Raw genomic sequence first — 20,016 nt, forward strand, 5'->3', positions numbered from 1 at the left:
CCCGCGCCGCCCGGGGCCGTGGGGGCCCCCCCCCCCCCCCCGCTTGGGGGGGGCCGGCCCCGGCGCCCCCCCGCCGCCCACCCCCGGCCGGGGGGCGCCCCGGGGGCCCCCCGCGACCAGGTACGCGAACACCATCAACACGGTGTTGTTCGCGATGCCCTGCGCGTCCGTGGCGAAGCTGGAAAAAATAGCGAAGATCGAAATCGCGTAGCTGAAAATCCAAGCGATCCACCATTGCAGGATCGGTCTTTTCAACCGGGCGTAATGCTCTTCCATCGTCGCGAGCTCGATGACGTACACCGGAGCCCACAGCAGATTCGCCAGCGGCACCACGCAGCCTGCCCACAGCGCCCGGACCGAGCGAGGTTCCGGCAGCCCCTGATGCGAGAACACCGCGGCCCGCCTGGCGATCAACCAGCGGATCAGCATCACCCCCGACGCGATCACCGCCGCGAGCGCCGCCACACTGGCCAGGATCCCGAGCCAGTTCGCGGCGATGGCCACCACGGAGTTCAACAACGTGTTCCGGTTGATCACCAGCAGCACGTACCGCACGACGTACACCAGGGCCGCGATGCTTAGCACCAACACGCCGACGAAAACGCTGCTGCGCACCGCCGCGGCGGATGGCCCTGTCTGCGTTGGTTTTTCGGTCGGCGCGGGGGCTTGCTCGACGCGGTCGGCCAGTCCCCAGCGCGGGATCACGGCATAGCGCGGGGTGGGCCCAAGGGACCGTCGTGCGCGTCGCATGGGGGGCGCGGCGCCGGGGCGGACCGCTATCCAGCGGAAGCCCGGCGGCAGCCGCGGCGGGGTGCGCCACCGGGGGGATTGCGCCGGTGCGGCCGGTCCACCGCCCGGGGCCCATCGTGGATCGGGCGCGTCCGCCAGCGGCGCCATCAGGGTGCCGCGACAGCGGGGACACCACTCGCGCCGCCGATCGCGCACGTTCCACCGCGTGCCGCACTGGGAGCACACCTGGATCACCGGACCAGCCTAGCCCGGCGGCTCGCAACCCCACCGCAATGTGAACAGTTACCCATGGCTATCCACAGTTTCCACAGGCTTATCCACAACGGCCGGCGCGGTGTTTACCCGTGGCACAAGCCGCGATCCGCCGAGACGGGCGACAATTGTGGATAACGATCGGCCATCCGGGCGCGCGTCATGGACAACGCCAAACGGTGGCCGAGCGAAATGGATTGGCCTACTAAGCACCCGCGCGGCGCGTACGCCCGGGGCGGCGGTCCACCCACCGGGCTGGCGTCTTTGGCGCCGCCCGTCATGACGAATCCGCAGCTCAGCTGCCTTTATGCGGGATGTTTTTCCCTGGCTGGCGCGACGGGTTATGATCGCCATCACGAAAAAGTCGTTGTGACTCACCTCACTGCGGTGCGGTGGACGTGCTTGTGAAAGGCGCATGATGGCCACGCATTCGTTCGGCCCGGGTTCCCCGGCCCCTTCGAACTCGTATTCCGGCTCGCCCGCCTGCAACCAGAGTTACAGCGTCGCCGCCTTACGCGCCGGCTTGATCGCCCTGGCGTTGCTTGCGGTTCTTGTCATCATCGTCCTGATTTGACGTTTCGCCGATCGGTTTTCCGGGTTACCGCCCCTTAGCGGTCGTCCTTGCGACGCGAGCGGTCATGGAGCAGGGTTGACTTGTGAAGCCGGGGGCCGGACCGTCGCGTCGCAAACCCCGCGTACGTCAAGAGACGATCACCAACGATCATCGAGGAAAGGAATGCCGTGGCTGAATACACCCTGCCCGACTTGGACTGGGACTACGCAGCGCTGGAACCGCACATCTCCGGGCAGATCAACGAGATCCACCACAGCAAGCACCACGCCACCTACGTCAAGGGCGTGAACGACGCCATTGCCAAACTCGAGGAGGCGCGCGCCAACGACGACCACGCCGCGATTTTCCTGAACGAGAAGAACCTGGCCTTTCACCTCGGGGGCCACGTCAACCACTCGATCTGGTGGAAGAACCTGTCACCCAACGGTGGTGACAAGCCCACCGGTGACCTCGCCGCCGCCATCGACGACGCATTCGGCTCGTTCGACAAATTCCGCGCTCAGTTCAGTGCGGCCGCCAACGGCTTGCAGGGGTCGGGCTGGGCGGTGCTCGGCTACGACTCGCTCGGCGACAAGCTGCTGACCTTCCAGCTGTACGACCAGCAGGCCAACGTCCCACTCGGCATCATCCCCTTGCTGCAGGTCGACATGTGGGAGCACGCCTTCTACTTGCAGTACAAGAACGTCAAGGCCGACTACGTCAAGGCGTTCTGGAACGTGGTCAACTGGGCTGACGTGCAGGACCGCTACAAGGCGGCGACCACCAAGACCAAGGGTCTGATCTTCGGCTAAAACTAGTTGTTCAGCGCTGGGGCGTCACGCGGATCGCGTGGCGCCCTTGCGTTTACGTCGTGTCGAGTTGCAACCCGCCTGAACCGCAGGCATTCTTAATTATTCGAGCTACCAGCGTGGTTAGGCGAACGCGTCGCGCGGAGGTCGAGGTGGACACAGGCTCAGGTGGACCTATAGGGGTCGCCCCCTTCCACTCTCGTGGTGCCCTGAAGGGGTTCGTCATCTCCGGACGCTGGCCCGATTCGACGAAAGAGTGGGCCCAGCTTTTGATGGTTGCGGTCCGCGTCGCCTCGTTGCCCGGATTGCTTTCCACCACAACGGTGTTCGGCGCCCGCGAGGAGCTGCCCGACGAACCCGAGCCGGGCACCGTCGGCCTGGTATTGGCCGAGGGCACCGTCTTCGGTGAATCAGCAATCCAGCCAGGGTGCTTCGGCGACCATCAGCCCCCCGCATTGCTGATGCTGCATCCACCCTCGGAGACCACGCCGTCGTTGCCGGAATGCACCGGGGCCGCGTCGGGCTGCGTACTGCTTCCGGGATTGCCGTATCTGGGGCTGGAGCACCGCGCGGCCTGGGTCGAAGCCGAAGCCGACGGCACGATCACGTCCATGGTCAGTCGCGTCGGCGTCGATCCCATTAGCCATCCCGACACCGCGATCCTGGCGATGCTGCTTGCCGCATAGGCGCGGCCACCGGCGCGACCGCGGTCGCGCAAACTCCGCGACACGGCGGCGGACGGAAGTTTCGATTGCCCGGAGGTCACGCGGCGCCTAGGTGCCGACGGCGGGGTCTGCTGACCCCGCCGGATGCGGCAGCCACCCGCCAGAGGTATGTCCGTGGGCCGTACAGGTGTACCTACGGTCCGTTTCTTCCCCGCTTTGCAAACCTGACAGCAAATGAGCCTCTCGATGGGTTCGAGTTGCCTGGTGGCGCGGGTGCGATCGGCCAGCGATGCGTCCAATCGCCGCGCCGCGGCGCAAACCGGCCGCCCGCCGCCGTGGCGCCCGATCCTCACTCTGCGTATAACCTGTGAGTTTCGGATATTTTGTGGACACCCCAGCGAATTAGTTAGACGCTCGTCAAGTGAGGAATTGGCCGGCTCCAGCAACGCCGGTACCAAAAGCCCTCGGGTTTGCACTTGGTCGCGGACTTGAACGCTCGCTACCATGAGCAAATATGCATAGGTAACAGTTCACTTCTACAGCACAGTGGGGGTCTTATCGATGAGCACGACGTTCGCTGCTCGCCTGAACCGCCTGTTCGACACGGTTTATCCACCGGGACGCGGGCCGCACACCTCCGCGGAGGTGATCGCGGCGCTCAAGGCGGAGGGCATCACAATGTCGGCTCCCTACCTGTCGCAGCTACGCTCCGGCAACCGGACGAACCCGTCCACAGCGACCATGGCCGCCTTGGCCAACTTCTTCCGCATCAAGCCCGCGTACTTCACTGACGACGAGTACTACGAAAAGCTCGACAAGGAATTGTCGTGGCTTGCCACGATGCGCGACGACGGCGTGCGCCGCATCGCGTTGGGTGCCGCCGAATTGTCTCCCGAGGCCCAGCAGGACATCCTCGAGCGGGTCAACGAGCTGCGCCGCAAGGAACAGCTCGGCGCGTAAGCGCACTCGACGGCAGCGCGGCCCGACCTGAAGGGCTGCCGCCGCCCCATTCCCATTAGGGTTGGCTCACGGATCGCGTACACGCGACAGCGACAGTCCACGAGATACCGGGAGGCGGCCGGGAATGGCCCTGTTCCGCAAGCGAAAAAGTCGCGCGACACGTCGCGCCGAGGCGCGCGCGATCAAGGCCCGCGCCAGGCTCGAGGCCAGGCTGTCTGCCAAGAACGAGGCTCGCCGCATCAAGAGCGAGCGGCGGGCGGCGGAAAAGGCCCTCAAGGCCCAGATCAAATCCCAGCGCGACAGCGACCGCGCTGCGCTGAAAGTCGCCGAGGCCGAACTCAAGGCGGCGCGGGAAGGCAAGTTGCTGTCACCGACGCGCATCCGCCGGCTGCTGACGGTATCCCGATTGCTGGCCCCGATCCTCACCCCGTTGATCTATCGGGCCGCCGTGGCGGCGCGCGCGCTGATCGACCAGCGCCGTGCCGATCGGCTCGGGGTGCCGTTGGCTCAGATCGGCCAGTTCTCCGGGCAGGGCGCCGAGCTGTCGGCTCGGATCGCCGGGTCCGAGAAATCATTGCGGATGGTGCAGGACAAGAAGCCCAAGGACGCCGAGACCAAGCAGTTCGTCGCCGCCATCAGCGAACGGCTCAGCGACCTTGCGGCCGCCGTCACAGCCGCGGAGAACATGCCCGCCGCGCGACGCCGCACCGCCCACGGCGCGATCTCGTCGCAACTCGACGGCATCGAGGCGGACCTGATGGCCCGGCTCGGGTTGACCTGAAAGCGACTGCAGGACATGACATTTGACGGGTGGATTTCGCGCGTCCTGATCGCGGTCGGAGTCGCCGCGGCGCTGTATGTGGGCTCGGTGGCGGCGACCGCGCCCGCATGGGCACACATTCACGCGAGCAGCGACAACGCCGTGCGCGGCGCGACGGCCATCGTCACCTTTCAGGTACCCAACGAATCCGACAAGGGCGCCGCAACCACCGCGCTGACCGTCACGCTTCCCGACGTGGCGGCCGCGCGCACCGAAACCATGCCCGGCTGGACGGCCAAGCTCGACCGCGACGCGGCGTCGGGCACCGTCCGCTCGGTGACGTGGACGGCCACGCCCAACGGCGGGATCGGAGTCGATCAGTTCGCGCTTTTTCGGATATCGGTGCAACTACCCGAAACCGACACCGTCAGCTTCCCGGCGATGCAGACCTATTCCGACGGGACGATCGTCAAGTGGGACCAGCCGCCACTGCCCGGCGGCGGTGAGCCCGAGCATCCGGTACCCGTGCTGACCCTCACCGCGGGACCGATGGCACCGCACCAACACCACCCGTCGGCACCGGCCGATCACGCGGGCGCACCCGGGCAGTCGCAATCGCCCGACAACACCGCCCGCCTGCTCGGCGGGGCGGCGCTGGTAGTCGGCGCGTTGGCCATCTGTCTTGTGCTGGTGCGTCGACGAGCATGAGGCGCGGGGTGGTCATCGCGTGGGCGGGGCTGCTGCTGGCCGCCATGGCGTTGACCGCGACCTTCACCGCGCAAGCGGCGTTCGCGCATGCCGCGCGATTGTCCGCCGAACCCGCGGACAATGCCGTCCTGACGACCGGCCCCGCGCGGGTGAGCGCGACCTTCAACGAGCGATTGCAGACCACGTTCGCGGCCATGACGGTCGTCGGGCCGGACGGCAACGTGTGGTCCACCGGGGAGCCGACGGTCCAGGGCGCGGTCGTGGGTATCGGCCTGCGCCCGCTCGGGCCGGCCGGGACCTACACGGTGAATTACCGGGTGACGTCCGCCGATGGCCACGTGGTGTCGGGATCCTGGTCGTTTCGCCTGACCGTCGCGGGCACCGGCACGCCGGGGCCCGCCGCCGCCAACCAGGCCGGCGGCACAATCCCCGTCTGGCCGTTTGTGGTGGTGGCGGTGGCGCTCGTCGCCGCGGGCGGCCTATGGGCGCTGCGGCGCAGGCCGTGATCGGCCCTGGCATGATGGGACGCGACAACCCGGTGCGCTAGACAAAGCGAGAGAAAGCTGCAAAGGAGCGGCCGCATGGCAGACCCCGAGGACCAACCCAACAGCGAATCCAACGGAACACCGCCGGAGAAGAAGCCGCCCGCCAAGGCGGCCAAGAAGGCCGCAAAAGCGCCCGCCAAAAAAGCACCAGCGAAAAAGGCTCCCGCGAAGAAAGCGGCGGCCAAGAAGGCGCCCGCCAAAAAAGCACCAGCCAAAAGCCCCGAACCCACACCGCCGCAGCCCGCCGCGCCGGCCGTCGACGCGCAGCGGCGTGTCGAAACCAACGGCCAGCTCGCGGCCGCCGCGAAAGACGCCGCGGCACAAGCGAAGTCGACGGTAGATGACGCCAACAACCCACTGCCCGCCGATGTGCCGGCGCCGACACCGAGCCAGTTGCCGGTGGCGCTGTTGGTGGCGCTCGCGGTCAGCCTCCTGGCCATCGTGCTGATCCGGCAACTGCGCCGCCGTTGACCGCGTCATTCCGGCCCACCGCCGACCTTGTCGACGCCATCGGGCCCGACGTTCGCAGCTGCGACGTCCAGTTCCGTCAGTTCGGCGGGCGAGCGGAGTTCGCCGGGCCGATCAGCACCGTACGGTGCTTCGAAGACAACGCGCTGCTGAAATCGGTTCTCTCGCAGCCGAGTGCGGGCGGCGTCCTGGTGATCGACGGCGCCGGCTCCCTGCACTCCGCGCTGGTCGGCGACGTCATCGCCGAATTGGCGCGGTCCAACGGGTGGGCCGGGCTGGTCATCAACGGGGCGGTGCGCGACGCGGCGACCTTGCGGGGTATCGACATCGGCATCAAGGCGCTGGGCACCAATCCCCGCAAGAGCACCAAGACCGGTGCTGGCGAGCGTGACGTCGAGGTCAGTTTGGGCGGGGTGACATTCGTGCCGGGCGACACCGCCTACAGCGACGACGACGGTATCGTCGTCACGTCAGATCACTAAACCGCCACTGCAGCGGGCTTTTTCGCGAATCGCAGGCCCTCGTCGGCGATCTTGCCGCGCCGGATGAGCTGGATGTCGCGTACATAATTCTGGTTCAGCCGCCACGGGGTGCGCGAGCCTTGCTTGGGCAACTGGTCCAGCGACCGCAGCACGTAGCCCGGGGTGAACTCCATGAACGGGCGCTCCTCCACGTCGGAGCCGGGGTGCTCGACCACCACGGTCTCAAATCCGTTGGCGTCCATGTGGTTCAGCAGCCGGCAGGCGAACTCCGACACCAGGTCGGCCTTCAGCGTCCACGATGCGTTGGTGTATCCCACCGTGTAAATCATGTTGGGCAGGCCGGACAGCATCATGCCCTTGTAGGCCATGGCTTTGGTGAGGTCCACCGGCTCGCCGTCGACGGATACCGTGGCGCCGCCAAACAGCTGCAGATTCAAACCCGTTGCGGTGATGATGATGTCGGCGGGCAGTTCGCGACCGGAGTTGAGCCGGATGCCGGTGGCGGTGAACCGGTCGATGGTGTCGGTGACGACTTCGGCCTGCCCGTTGCGGATGGTGCGGAACAAGTCGCCGCTGGGCACCAGGCATAGCCGTTGGTCCCAGGGGTTGTAGTTGGGGCCGAAGTGCTTTTCCACGTCGTAGCCCTGGGGGAGCTGGCGCTGCACGAAGCCGAGGAGGATCTTTCGCATCCGCTGCGGCCATTTCTGACAGGCCGCATACAGCGCCGCTTGACGCAGCACGTTGCGCCAGCGAACCGCGGTGTACGCCTGCTTCGCGGGCAGCAAGTGGTTGAGCCGTTCGGCCAACTTGTCCCGCTTGGGCTGGGAGACGATGTAGGTCGGGGACCGCTGCAGCATCGTGACGTGCTTGGCGCCCGACTCCGCCAGCGCGGGAATCAGGGTGACCGCGGTGGCACCGCTGCCGATGACGACGATGTTCTTGCCGGCGTAGTCGAGGTCCTCGGGCCAGTGCTGCGGGTGGATGATCGGTCCGGTGAAGTCTTCCGAACCCTCAAACCTCGGCGCGTAGCCCTGCTCGTAGTTGTAGTAGCCGCTGCACAGGAAGAGGAACGTGCACGTGATGGCCTTTGACGCGCCGTCGCTTTCGATGTTCAGCGTCCAGCGGTTCTCGGTGCTGGACCAATCGGCGCTGATCACCTTGTGGTTGAGCCGGATGTGCTTGTCGATGCCGTACATCGCCGCTGTGCCCTTGACGTAGTCGAGGATCGGCTTGCCGTCGGCGATGGCCTGGCGCTCGGTCCACGGCCGAAACCGGAAACCCAGCGTGTACATGTCCGAGTCGGAGCGAATTCCCGGGTAGCGGAACAGGTCCCATGTGCCGCCCATGGCCGCCCGCTTTTCCAGGATGGCGTAGCTCTTGGTCGGACAGCGGTCCTGCAGGTGCCAGGCCGCACTCACGCCGGAGATTCCGGCGCCCACGATGACGACGTCGAGGTGCTCAGTCATGTCGCCACGCTATCAACGCTGCGTCGAGTGAGTCAACACCCTGTCGAAAGGCTCAACACCGTGTAAAGTAGCGGCGTGGCCACCGCCAGCCAGACTCGCGCCCTACGCGGCCGCCGTTCCGCGCGACCTTCAGGCGACGACCGCGAGCAGGCGATCCTCGCCACCGCCGAGCGGCTGCTCGAAGAGCGCTCGTTCGCGGATATCTCGGTCGACGACCTGGCCAAGGGCGCTGGGCTGTCGCGGCCCACCTTCTACTTCTATTTCAAGTCCAAAGAGGCGGTGTTGCTGTCGCTGCTCGAGCCGGTGATCGCGAGTGCCGACTCGGAGTTCGACGGGGCGGTGCAGCGCCTGCCCGCGGACCCGCGCCGGGTGTGGCGCAACGGCATCAAGGCGTTTTACACCGCGTTCGCGACGCACCGCAGGCTGGCCCGAGCGGCGACGGAGGCCCTGGCCACCAGTACCGAATTGCGGGCGGTGTGGTCGGGGTTCATGCAGAAATGGATCGACCAGACCGCGACCATGATCGCCGCCGAGCGGGCGCGCGGCGCCGCGCCCGACACGGTTCCGGCCTCCGACCTGGCCACCTCGCTGAATCAGATGAACGAGCGCACCATGATGGCCGCCCTGTCCGCGCAGACGCCCGCGGTCCACCCCGACCGGGTCGTCGACACCCTGACCCATATCTGGGTCACCAGCATCTACGGCGAACCCGGCTAACTGTCGTAGCCCCGTGCGAACATACGTTCGTGCGGTGTGACGCGTCCATCCTGCACGCGGATCTCGATTCGTTCTACGCCTCGGTAGAGCAGCGAGACGACCCGTCCCTGCGTGGCCGCCCGGTGATCGTGGGCGGCGGAGTGGTGCTGGCGGCCAGCTATGAGGCCAAGGCCTACGGCGTGCGCACCGCGATGGGCGGACGGCAGGCGCGGCGGTTGTGCCCGCACGCCGTCGTCGTGCCGCCCCGGATGACCGCCTATACCCGCGCCAGCGACGCGGTCTTCGAGGTGTTCCGCGACGTCACACCGATCGTGGAGGCGCTGTCGGTGGACGAGGCCTTCCTCGACGTCGGCGGCCTGCGACGGGTGTCTGGCACCCCGGTCCAGATCGCGGAACGGCTGCGCGCCGACGTCCGCGACCGCGTCGGATTGCCGATCACCGTCGGGGTCGCGCGGACCAAGTTTCTGGCCAAGGTCGCCAGCCAGGAGGCCAAGCCCGACGGGCTGCTGTTGGTGCCGCCCGATCGGGAGCTGGCGTTCCTGCGCCCGCTGCCGGTGCGCCGGTTGTGGGGAGTTGGCGCGGTGACCGCCGACAAGCTGCAGACGCATGGCATCGCGACCGTCGCTGACATCGCCGAGCTCAGCGAGTCGACGCTGGCCTCGTTGCTCGGCGCCGCGATGGGCCGCCAGCTGTATGCGCTGTCCCGCAACATCGATCGCCGGCGGGTGACCACCGGCGCGCACCGCAGGTCGGTGGGCGCCCAGCGGGCGCTGGGCGCGGCCGGAAACCGCATGTCGCCCGCCGAAGTCGACGCGGTGGTGGTCAACCTGATCGACCGGATAACCGGGCGGATGCGCGCCGCCGGGCGCACCGGTCGCACGGTGGTGCTGCGGCTGCGGTTCAACGACTTCGGCCGGGCGACCCGGTCGCACACGCTGCCGTGGGCCACGTCGTCGACGCAGCCCATCCTCGCCGCCGCTCGGCAGCTGCTCGCTTCGGCGGCGCCGCTGATCGCGCAGCGTGGGTTGACCCTGGTCGGGTTCGCGGTGTCGGGAATCGATCGCACTGGCGCCCAGCAGCTGATGCTGCCGTTCGAGGGGGCGCCGGCACTGGAAAACATCGACGAGGCGGTCGACCGGGTGCGGCGGCGCTACGGCAAGTCCGCGCTCACCCGCGGGGTGCTGGTCGGCCGCGACCCCGGCTGGGAGATGCCGCACTTACCCGACTGACGCGGTCCACTCCAGCAGCTTCTCGGCCGGCCAGGTGTTGACGATCCGGTCCACCGGAACCCCGGCATCCAGCGCGCGCTGCGCCCCGTAGCCGAGGAAATCGAGCTGGCCGGGGGCGTGCGCGTCGGTATCGATGCTGAACACGCAGCCGATTTCCAGCGCCAGGTTCAGCAGGCGGGTGGGCGGATCGCGGCGTTCGGGGCGGGAGTTGATCTCCACGGCGGTGCCGTGATCGCGGCAGGCGGTGAACACCGCCTCGGCGTCGAATTTCGATTCGGGCCGGATGCCGCGGTTCCCGGCGACCAACCGGCCGGTGCAGTGACCGAGCACGTCGGCGTGGCCGTTGGACACGGCGCGCACCATCCGCCGCGTCATCGCGTCCGCGTCCATAGACAACTTCGAATGCACGCTGGCCACAACGACATCGAGGCGCTCGAGCAACTCGGGTTCCTGATCCAGGCTGCCGTCGTCGAGGATGTCCACCTCGATTCCGGTGAGGATGCGCATCGGCGCGAACTTTTCGCGCAGCCCGTCGATCACATCGAGCTGCTTACGCAATCGCTCCGGCGACAGCCCGTTGGCGATCGTCAGCCGCGGCGAGTGGTCGGTCAGCGCGCAATACTCGTGGCCCAGCTCCGCCGCGGTGGCCATCATTTCCTCGATCGGCGCCGAGCCGTCGGACCAGTTCGAATGTAGATGTAAATCCCCGCGCAGCGCCGCCCGTACTTCGCCGCCGCCGAGATCTGTTGCGGTGGAACGTAATTCGACCAGGGCGTCGGGTTCGCGGCCGGACCACGCCTGGGAGATCACCTTGGCGGTCTTGGGGCCGATGCCCGGCAGCGACTGCCAGCTGTCGGCCTGCCCATGGCGTTCCCGCGCGGCGTCGTCGAGGCCCTCGATGATGTCTGCCGCCCTTCGATACGCCATGACCCTTTTCGGGTCGTGGCGGCTGCGGTCCTTGTAGTAGGCGATCTGCCGCAGCGCGGTTACCGGATCCATGGCTCCAGTGTGCCCGCTCGACTACCACTGTTGCCCGACGATGAATCCGGCGAAAATCACGCCGAAGCCGCCGATCTCACCGGCGATCAGCAGCAGCATCATCGCCCGCAGGCCGCGGTCGGGCCTCTCGAACTGGTTGGTGGTGTCGCGGCGCGCCCCGTGGCTGATGTAGCTGGCGATGGCCGCGACGAAGAAGAACACGGCGACCATCGCCGCGGTCAGGTTGACCCACGCCGGCCAAGCGCTGAATTCGACGAACACCGCGATCAGCAGCGTCGCGAACGAGTACAGCAACGCCGCGCGGTGCGCGATGTCGACGTAGGGATGCGCGCGGTGGTCCTCGGCGACCATGATCTGCCGGTACTTCCAGACGCCGAGCACCAGCGCGAGCAGAAAGATCAGTCCGGCGGCTAGCAGGGTGATCTTGGTGTCGAATCCGAGGGAGCTGTTCATGGTCGGTCGAGTTTAATTGCGCTTCATAGAGACCGACTAACGTCGGGTGCATGCGATTCGCTTTCAAGACTTCACCCCAAAACACCACCTGGGCACAGATGCTCGCCGTCTGGCAGGCCGCCGACGACATCGACGTCTACGAGTCCGGCTGGACGTTCGACCACTTCTACCCGATCTTTTCCGACAGCGCCGGACCATGTCTGGAAGGCTGGACGACGCTGACCGCGCTCGCGCAGGCCACCTCGCGACTGCGGCTGGGCACGCTGGTGACCGGCATCCACTACCGGCATCCGGCCGTGCTGGCCAACATGGCCGCCGCGCTCGACATCATCTCCAACGGGCGGCTCGAGCTCGGGATCGGCGCCGGCTGGAACGAGGAGGAGTCGGGCGCCTACGGCATCGAGCTCGGCAGCATCAGAGAACGTTTCGACCGGTTCGAGGAAGCGTGTGCGGTACTGACCAGCCTGCTCAGCGAAGAGACCACCGACTTCGACGGCAAGTACTACCAGCTCAAGGGTGCCCGCAACGAGCCCAAGGGCGTGCAGCGGCCGCATCCACCGATCTGCATCGGCGGCAGCGGGGAAAAGCGCACGCTGCGGATCACCGCGCGCTATGCCCAGCACTGGAACTTCGTCGGCGGGCCGCCGGAGCTGTTTGCGCACAAGCGCGACGTGCTGTTCTCGCACTGCGCGGACATGGGACGCGACCCCAAAGAGATCACCCTGTCGGCTCACCTCCGCCTGGAACCGGACCTCAACTACGAACAGGTGCTTCAGGATGCGGCCGGGCTGGCGGCCGAGGGACTGGACCTCGGCATCGTGTACCTCTCACCGCCGCACGACCCCGCCGTCCTGGAACCGCTCGCGGAGGCGATCCGGGATTCGGGGCTCTGGAATGGCTGACGTTCGAAAAATTTGACGGCCTTGTCGGCAAGATAACGAAAAGATAACGCTGAGCAAACGTGTCGCGCACCGCGCGGATGCGCGCGGCAATCGGCTACACCCCGAAAGCCATCAGCTCTTCGGCGGTTACCAGACGCTCCTGCTTAGCCGGAAACTCCCGGCTCTTCATCGGGTGGCGAAACCATGACCAGGCGATTCGCCCCATCCGTGATCTAGGTACCGGGTTGATATGCACAGTGATCACTCCTGCGATCGGTCCGTTCCACGGGACTCCCCCTGTGACTTGCATGTGACAGAGCCCACAACGACCTATTACACAACAGCGGCCTGGCAAACGGTGGCAGAAACGCCGAAATTTGATATTGGTGTTTCTACTGTGGCTGGTGTGACTTACTGAAGCGGCACGGCCGTCGGCTTTATGGGTGCCGGCAGTGCCGTCGAACCCATCAAATACTGGTCCACGCCCGCCGCCGCGGCCCTGCCCTCGGCGATCGCCCAGACGATCAACGACTGGCCACGACCCATGTCACCGGCAACGAAGACGCCGGGCACCGAGGTGTCGAAGTCGGCGCCGCGCGCGACGTTGCCGCGCTCGGTCAACTTCACGTCCAGCTCGGTGAGCAAGCCCGGTTTCTCCGGGCCGACGAATCCCATTGCCAGCAGCACCAAATCGGCCTCGAGTTCGAAGTCGGAACCCTCGACTTTGACGAACTTGCCGTCCTGCATCGTCACCTCGTGCGCCTTGAGCGCGGTGACGTGCCCGTCCTTGCCGATGAACTCCTCGGTGTTGACCGAGAAGACCCGCTCGCCGCCCTCTTCGTGGGCCGCCGACACCCGGTACATAAGCGGGTAGGTCGGCCACGGCGTCGACTCGGCACGCGTGTCCGGCGGACGCGGCATGATCTCGAACTGGTGCACGGCGACCGCGCCCTGTCGGTGCACGGTGCCCAGGCAGTCGGCCCCGGTGTCACCGCCGCCGATGATGATGACCTTCTTGCCCTTGGCGGTGATCGGTGGCTCACCGTCCGCCCCGAGGACGTCGTCACCCTCTTGCACGCGGTTGGCCCACGGCAGGAACTCCATCGCCTGATGGATGCCGTCCAATTCGCGGCCCGGAATGGGCAGATCGCGCCAGGCGGTGGCGCCGCCGGCCAGCACGACCGCATCGAAATCGGCCAGCAGCTGCTCGGCGGTGATGTCCACACCGACATTGACGCCGGCCTTGAATTCGGTTCCCTCGGCGCGCATCTGGTCCAGTCGACGGTCCAGGACGCGCTTTTCCATCTTGAATTCGGGGATGCCATAGCGCAGCAGCCCACCGATGCGGTCGTCGCGCTCGAAGACCGTCACATCGTGACCGGCTCGCGTCAGCTGCTGGGCGGCGGCCAGCCCCGCCGGGCCCGATCCCACCACGGCGACCCGTTTGCCCGTCTTCTTGTCCGGGGGCAGCGGCACCACGAAGCCTTCCTCGAAGGCCCGATCGATGATCTCCAGCTCGATCTGCTTGATCGTCACCGGATCCTGGTTGATGCCGAGCACACACGCCGGTTCGCACGGTGCGGGGCACAGCCGGCCGGTGAAGTCGGGAAAGTTGTTGGTGGCGTGCAGCCTTTCGATCGCGTCGCGCCAGCGGCCCCGGCGCACCAGGTCGTTCCATTCCGGGATGAGGTTGCCCAGCGGACAACCGTTGTGGCAGAAAGGAATACCGCAGTCCATGCACCGGGTCGCCTGCTCGCGCAGGGTGCCCTCGTCGAAATCTTCGTAGACCTCGTCCCAGTCCTTCAACCGCAACGGGACAGGCCGGCGCTTCGGCAATTCCCGATGTGTGAATTTCAGGAAGCCGCTCGGATCAGCCATGCGCGGCCGCCATGATCGCCTTGTCGACGTCGACGCCGTCACGCTCGGCCTCGGCGATCGCCTGCAGGACCCGCTTGTAGTCCCGCGGCATCACCTTGGCGAAATGCCGCCGCTGCCCGGGCCAGTCGGCCAGGATCCGCTGCCCCACCGCGGAATCGGTGGCGTCGACGTGCGCCTGAATCGCACCGTGCAGGTACTCGACGTCGTCCTCGTCGAGGCTGTCGAGCTCAACCATCTCGGCGTTGAGGTTCTCCGGGAATTCGCCGTCCGGGTCGTAGACGTACGCGACGCCGCCGGACATGCCGGCCGCGAAGTTACGGCCGGTGCGGCCCAGAATGACCACCTTGCCTCCAGTCATGTACTCGCAACCGTGATCGCCGACGCCTTCGACCACCGCGTGGGCGCCGGAGTTGCGGACCGCGAACCGTTCGCCGACCACGCCGCGCAAATAGAGTTCCCCGCTGGTTGCGCCGAACAGAATCACGTTGCCGCCGATGATGTTTTCCTCGGCGACGTAGTCCTGCGGCGCATTGTCGGACGGCCGGACCACGATGCGCCCGCCGGACAGTCCCTTGCCGACGTAGTCGTTGGCGTCGCCGTAGACGCGCAGCGTAATTCCGCGGGGTACGAAGGCGCCGAAGCTGTTGCCCGCGGATCCGTCGAAGGTGATGTCGATGGTGCCGTCCGGCAAGCCTTGCCCGCCATAGGCTTTCGTCAACTCGTGGCCGAGCATGGTTCCTACCGTGCGGTTGACGTTGCCGATGGTGGTGGAGAACCGCACCGGCTTGCCGGAATCCAGTGCCTCGCGGCTCATCACGATCAACTGCTGATCGAGCGCCTTGTCCAGGCCGTGATCCTGGCGCGAGCTGCAGTACAGGTCCTGGTTCATGAATGCCGATTCCGGCTCGTGCAGCACCGGCGTCAGGTCCAGCCGGTGCGCCTTCCAGTGCGCCCGCGCCAGCGTGGTGTCGAGCGATCCCACTTGCCCGACGGCCTCGTTGAAGGTGCGGAAGCCCAACTGCGCCATGTACTCCCGGACTTCCTCCGCGATGAACATGAAGAAGTTCTCGACGAACTCGGGCTTGCCGTTGAAGCGCTCCCGCAGCACGGGGTTCTGGGTGGCCACCCCGACCGGGCAGGTGTCCAGGTGGCATACCCGCATCATGATGCAGCCGGAGACCACCAGCGGGGCCGTGGAGAAGCCGAACTCCTCGGCGCCGAGCAGCGCGGCGATCATCACGTCGCGGCCCGTCTTGAGCTGGCCGTCCACCTGAACCACGATCCGGTCGCGCAAACCGTTGAGCAGCAACGTCTGCTGCGTCTCGGCCAGCCCCAACTCCCAGGGCGCCCCCGCGTGCTTCATCGACGTCAGTGGAGTCGCGCCGGTGCCACCGTCGTGGCCGGAGATCAGCACCACGTCCGCGTGCGCCTTGGAAACCCCCGCGGCGACCGTGCCCACGCCATTCTCGGAAACCAGTTTCACGTGCACCCGCGCGGACGGGTTGGCGTTCTTGAGGTCGTGGATCAGCTGCGCCAAGTCCTCGATGGAGTAGATGTCGTGGTGCGGCGGCGGTGAGATCAGGCCGACACCCGGGGTGGAATGCCGGACCTCGGCCACCCATGGGTACACCTTGTGTCCCGGAAGTTGGCCTCCCTCACCGGGTTTGGCTCCCTGCGCCATCTTGATCTGGATGTCGGTGCAGTTGGTCAGATAGTGCGAGGTGACGCCGAATCGGGCCGATGCGACCTGCTTGACCGCGCTGCGACGCCAATCACCGTTGGGGTCGCGCTCGAAACGCTTGACGTCCTCGCCGCCTTCGCCGCAGTTGGATCGCCCGCCCAGGCGGTTCATCGCGATGGCGAGTGTCTCGTGCGCCTCGGCGGAGATCGATCCGTAGCTCATCGCCCCCGTCGCGAAGCGCTTCACGATTTCACTGGCGGGCTCCACCTCGTCGAGCGGAACCGGCGGACGCACGCCCGCGCGGAACTTGAGCAACCCGCGCAGCGACGCCATCCGCTCGCTCTGGTCGTCGACCAGACGCGTGTAGTCCTTGAAGATCTTGTACTGGCCCGTGCGGGTCGCGTGCTGCAGCTTGAAAACCGTCTCCGGGTTAAACAGGTGGTACTCACCCTCGCGGCGCCACTGGTACTCGCCGCCGACCTCGAGCTCGCGGTGGGCGCGCTCGTCGGGCCGATCCAGGTACGCCAGCCGGTGCCGGGTGGCGACGTCGGCCGCGATGTCGTCGAGGGTGATGCCGCCGGTCGGGCAGCTCAGCCCCGTGAAGTATTCGTCGAGCACGTCCTCGGAGATGCCCACCGCCTGGAACAGCTGCGCGCCGGTGTAGGACGCCAGCGTCGAAATGCCCATCTTGGACATCACTTTCAGCACACCCTTGCCGGCGGCCTTGACGTAGTTGTTCAGCGCGGTGTGGCGGTCCATGCCGTTTCCGGAACCGTCGATCATGCCGCGATCGATCATGTCTTCGATCGACTCGAACGCCAGATACGGGTTGATCGCGGCGGCGCCGAACGCGATCAGCATCGCCATGTGGTGAACCTCGCGGGCGTCACCGGATTCGACCACCAGGCCCACGTGGGTGCGGGTGCGGTCGCGCACCAGGTGGTGGTGCACCGCCGACACCGCGAGCAGCGACGGGATGGGAGCCAGCTGCTCGTCGGACTCACGGTCGGACAGGATGATGACCCGCGCACCATCGGCGATCGCCGCCGATGCCTGGGCCCGCACCTCGTCGAGTGCGGCCGCCAGCCCGGCGCCGCCCTCGGCGACGGGGTACCGACAGCGAATCACCTTGGAGCGCATGCCGTGTGGACGACCGTTGACCTTGTCCTCGGGGTTGAGGTTGACCAGCTTGGCCAATTCGAAATTTCGCAAAATCGGCTGCGACAGCGAGATCTGGTGACAGGAGTGCTCTGTCGGTGTGAGCAGGTCACGCTCACCGCCGGTGGTGCCCTGCAGGCTTGTCACCACCTCTTCGCGGATGGCGTCCAGCGGCGGGTTGGTCACCTGAGCGAAGAGCTGATGGAAGTAGTCGTAGAGCATCCGGGGACGCTGCGACAGCACGGCGACCGGAGTGTCAGTGCCCATCGATCCGATCGGCTCGGCACCGGTACGGACCATCGGCGCCACCAACAGGTTGAGTTCTTCGTAGGTGTAGCCAAAAGTCTGCTGCCGCCTGACAAGTCGCTCGTGGGGCATCCGCACGTATTCGCCCGCCGGCAACTTGTCGATCGGAACGAGTCCCTTGTCGAGCCACTCTTGGTAGGGGTGCTCGGCGGCCAGCTCGGCTTTGATCTCCTCGTCCGAGACGATGCGGCCCTGCGTGGTGTCGACCAGGAACATGCGGCCCGGCTGCAGCCGCATCCGGCGGACCACCGTTGAGGGATCCAGGTCCAGCACCCCGGCCTCGGAAGCCATGACCACCAGGCCGTCGTCGGTCACCCAGATCCGCGACGGACGCAAGCCGTTGCGGTCGAGCACGGCACCGACGACGGTGCCGTCGGTGAATGTCATCGACGCCGGCCCGTCCCACGGCTCCATCAGCGACGCGTGGTACTGGTAGAACGCCCGCCGTGCGGGGTCCATCGCTTCGTTGCGTTCCCAGGCCTCGGGGATCATCATCAGCACCGCGTGGGCCAGGCTGCGGCCGCCCAGGTGCAGCAGCTCGAGAGCCTCGTCGAAGCGCGCGGTGTCGGAAGCGCCCGGCGTGCAGATCGGGAACAACTTCTCCAGGTCGTCCTCCGACCCGAAGATGTCGGTCTTCATCAGCGCCTCACGGGCCCGCATCCAGTTCTCGTTGCCGTTGACGGTGTTGATCTCTCCGTTGTGGGCGATGCGGCGGAACGGATGGGCCAGCGGCCACGATGGGAACGTGTTCGTCGAGAACCGCGAGTGCACGATGCCCAGCGCGCTGGTCAGCCGATCATCTTGCAGGTCAAGGTAAAACGCCTTGAGCTGCGGCGTGGTCAGCATTCCCTTGTAGACCAGCGTCTGGCCCGACAGGCTGGGGAAGTAGACCGTTTCGCGGCCCGGTCCGTCCTGGCCCGGGCCCTTGGTGCCGAGCTCGTGCTCGGCGCGCTTGCGCACCACGTAGGCGCGGCGCTCCAGCGTCATGTCGGAGGCCCCGGCCATGAACACCTGGCGGAACGTGGGCATCGCGTCGCGGGACAGTGCGCCCAGCGACGAGTCGTCGGTCGGCACGTTTCGCCAGCCCAGCACCTGCAGGCCCTCGGCTTCGGCGATCTTTTCGACCGCGGCGCAGGCGGCGGCGGCGTCCCGCGACGATTGCGGCAAAAACGCGATGCCGGTCGCGTAGCTGCCGGCGGGCGGCAGCTCGAAGTCCACCACCTCGCGCAGGAATGCGTCCGGGACCTGGATCAGGATGCCCGCGCCGTCACCGCTGCGCGGCTCGGCGCCCTGGGCCCCGCGGTGTTCAAGGTTGAGCAGCGCGGTGATCGCCTTGTCGACGATGTCGCGACTGCGGCGGCCGTGCATGTCGACGACCATGGCAACCCCGCACGAATCGTGCTCGAACGCGGGGTTATACAACCCTGCGCGCTTGGGCGTCATACGCACCTGACCCTTCACCAGAACTTCCTGCACGGCCGCTGTCTGCGGCTCCGGCGGGGCCGCACCCGGAGGTTGCGGGCTGAACCCCTTCTTCGGTCTTGTCGATAGGCTGTCCCCAGGCGGATATGTTCCGGTCAGGGAATCGTCCGTGCTGCGCTGAACGGTGGCGAGTACCCGGTCTCGACAAGTCGTAAAACGATATGACAAAAACCGCCTGACATGCCAACTTCCCCAAGTCTAACCTGCGAGGTAGCGCCACCGTAAATTCGCTGCAGGAGACTCTCGACACGGTAACGACATGCTGTTTTGGCGCCGGGTCATCGGGCCATTGCGGTATCGCCGCGACGGGCCGCCCGCCGCCCCCGGGCCGCCTGCGCCGGTTTGCTGCGACCCCGCCCAGCCGCTCGAATGCACTTCGGCGCCGCCCACAAACCTCGGCCGCGGCCGCGCCGCCGCCCGCGACAAGAGGTGACAGCAATTTTGCTGGGTTTGCCCGGCAGCCCGCCGCGGCGGTGGCGAAGGACGCCGCTGCCGACCGCACCGATGCTGCGCTAAGTTTGCACGATATTAATAGATATCTGAGCCGGCACCGGAGGCGATACTGGGCTGATACTGGTCCGGTAGTAGCCCAAGCCCGGCGGTCGGCGATGGGACGGCCGCACCCGAGGAGCCCATGAACGAGCGCGACGAATTCCTGCGCAACCGTCTGCAGCCCGGCCAGCCCAGTACCCCCGCTGCACGCCCGCCCGGTCCCGCGCCCAGGGATCCGCACACCGCGCACCCGGCCGATGGGACCGCGTGACGTGGCCCCGCCACTGAAGCCGCCACCGAAGAAGGCCTCGAAGACATCGCC

At 66.9% G+C, this 20,016-nt stretch carries 17 protein-coding genes; 11 read left to right on the top strand and 6 right to left on the bottom strand.

Features of this window, described 5'->3' with window-relative positions; translation table 11 throughout:
* A partial coding sequence (locus A5745_RS23555) for a DUF4328 domain-containing protein (protein WP_217695303.1) occupies positions 1-984 on the bottom strand: 984 nt, incomplete at its 3' end.
* A gap of 759 nt (positions 985-1,743) precedes the next feature.
* On the opposite strand from A5745_RS23555, the gene A5745_RS23560 reads away from it, so the two are divergent.
* The 8 genes from A5745_RS23560 (at position 1,744) to rraA (ending at position 6,952) form a co-directional block, all read left to right on the top strand.
* A complete protein-coding gene (locus A5745_RS23560) occupies positions 1,744-2,367 on the top strand; it encodes a superoxide dismutase (RefSeq protein WP_076119341.1) in 624 nt (207 codons plus the stop codon).
* A gap of 149 nt (positions 2,368-2,516) precedes the next feature.
* On the top strand, positions 2,517-3,050 hold the full coding sequence (locus A5745_RS23565; protein WP_076064860.1) for a peptidase: 534 nt from the start codon (positions 2,517-2,519) through the stop codon (positions 3,048-3,050).
* 540 nt (positions 3,051-3,590) lie between these two features.
* Positions 3,591-3,989 carry a transcriptional regulator gene (locus A5745_RS23570; protein WP_076064859.1) on the top strand — a complete coding sequence of 133 codons (399 nt, stop codon included), beginning with the start codon at positions 3,591-3,593 and terminating at the stop codon, positions 3,987-3,989.
* Between the two features lie 124 nt (positions 3,990-4,113).
* Complete coding sequence (locus A5745_RS23575) at positions 4,114-4,770, top strand: DUF6474 family protein (protein WP_076064858.1); 657 nt, start codon at positions 4,114-4,116, stop codon at positions 4,768-4,770.
* Positions 4,771-4,785: 15 nt separating this feature from the next.
* Complete coding sequence (locus A5745_RS23580) at positions 4,786-5,457, top strand: YcnI family protein (protein ID WP_076119343.1); 672 nt, start codon at positions 4,786-4,788, stop codon at positions 5,455-5,457.
* Complete coding sequence (locus A5745_RS23585; RefSeq protein WP_076119345.1) at positions 5,454-5,963, top strand: copper resistance CopC family protein; 510 nt, start codon at positions 5,454-5,456, stop codon at positions 5,961-5,963. The genes A5745_RS23580 and A5745_RS23585 overlap by 4 nt, the downstream gene beginning before the upstream one ends.
* Before the next feature lie 75 nt (positions 5,964-6,038).
* Complete coding sequence (locus A5745_RS23590) at positions 6,039-6,473, top strand: nucleoid-structuring protein H-NS (RefSeq protein ID WP_076064855.1); 435 nt, start codon at positions 6,039-6,041, stop codon at positions 6,471-6,473.
* Positions 6,470-6,952, top strand: a complete 483-nt coding sequence (gene rraA / locus A5745_RS23595) for a ribonuclease E activity regulator RraA (protein ID WP_076119347.1) — start codon at positions 6,470-6,472, stop codon at positions 6,950-6,952. Before A5745_RS23590 ends, rraA begins: the two co-directional genes overlap by 4 nt.
* Here rraA and A5745_RS23600 read toward each other — a convergent pair.
* Positions 6,949-8,418, bottom strand: a complete 1,470-nt coding sequence (locus A5745_RS23600) for an NAD(P)/FAD-dependent oxidoreductase (protein WP_076064853.1) — start codon at positions 8,416-8,418, stop codon at positions 6,949-6,951. The genes rraA and A5745_RS23600 overlap by 4 nt on opposite strands.
* A gap of 75 nt (positions 8,419-8,493) precedes the next feature.
* On the opposite strand from A5745_RS23600, the gene A5745_RS23605 reads away from it, so the two are divergent.
* Both A5745_RS23605 and dinB read left to right on the top strand, forming a co-directional pair.
* Positions 8,494-9,135: a TetR/AcrR family transcriptional regulator gene (locus A5745_RS23605; protein ID WP_076119349.1), complete on the top strand. Its 642-nt coding sequence runs from the start codon at positions 8,494-8,496 to the stop codon at positions 9,133-9,135.
* Positions 9,136-9,164: 29 nt separating this feature from the next.
* Positions 9,165-10,364: a DNA polymerase IV gene (gene dinB / locus A5745_RS23610; RefSeq protein WP_076119351.1), complete on the top strand. Its 1,200-nt coding sequence runs from the start codon at positions 9,165-9,167 to the stop codon at positions 10,362-10,364.
* On the opposite strand, the gene A5745_RS23615 is transcribed toward dinB, so the two are convergent.
* A complete protein-coding gene (locus tag A5745_RS23615) occupies positions 10,353-11,363 on the bottom strand; it encodes a PHP domain-containing protein (RefSeq protein ID WP_076119353.1) in 1,011 nt (336 codons plus the stop codon). The two genes, dinB and A5745_RS23615, sit on opposite strands and share 12 nt — an antisense overlap.
* A gap of 21 nt (positions 11,364-11,384) precedes the next feature.
* Complete coding sequence (locus A5745_RS23620) at positions 11,385-11,816, bottom strand: hypothetical protein (protein WP_076119355.1); 432 nt, start codon at positions 11,814-11,816, stop codon at positions 11,385-11,387.
* Positions 11,817-11,866: 50 nt separating this feature from the next.
* Between A5745_RS23620 and A5745_RS23625 the strand changes: the two genes are divergently transcribed.
* Positions 11,867-12,718: an LLM class F420-dependent oxidoreductase gene (locus A5745_RS23625; protein WP_076119357.1), complete on the top strand. Its 852-nt coding sequence runs from the start codon at positions 11,867-11,869 to the stop codon at positions 12,716-12,718.
* A 390-nt stretch (positions 12,719-13,108) separates the two neighbouring features.
* Here the strand turns inward: A5745_RS23625 and A5745_RS23630 are convergent, their stop codons facing one another.
* Entirely contained in the window at positions 13,109-14,575 is a 1,467-nt protein-coding gene (locus A5745_RS23630; protein WP_076064847.1) for a glutamate synthase subunit beta, read from the bottom strand.
* A complete protein-coding gene (gene gltB, locus A5745_RS23635) occupies positions 14,568-19,163 on the bottom strand; it encodes a glutamate synthase large subunit (protein WP_076119359.1) in 4,596 nt (1,531 codons plus the stop codon). Before gltB ends, A5745_RS23630 begins: the two co-directional genes overlap by 8 nt.
* Between the last annotated feature and the right edge of the window lie 853 nt (positions 19,164-20,016).

The sequence above is a fragment of the Mycobacterium sp. IS-2888 genome (assembly GCF_001954215.1).
Classification (GTDB): Bacteria; Actinomycetota; Actinomycetes; order Mycobacteriales; family Mycobacteriaceae; genus Mycobacterium.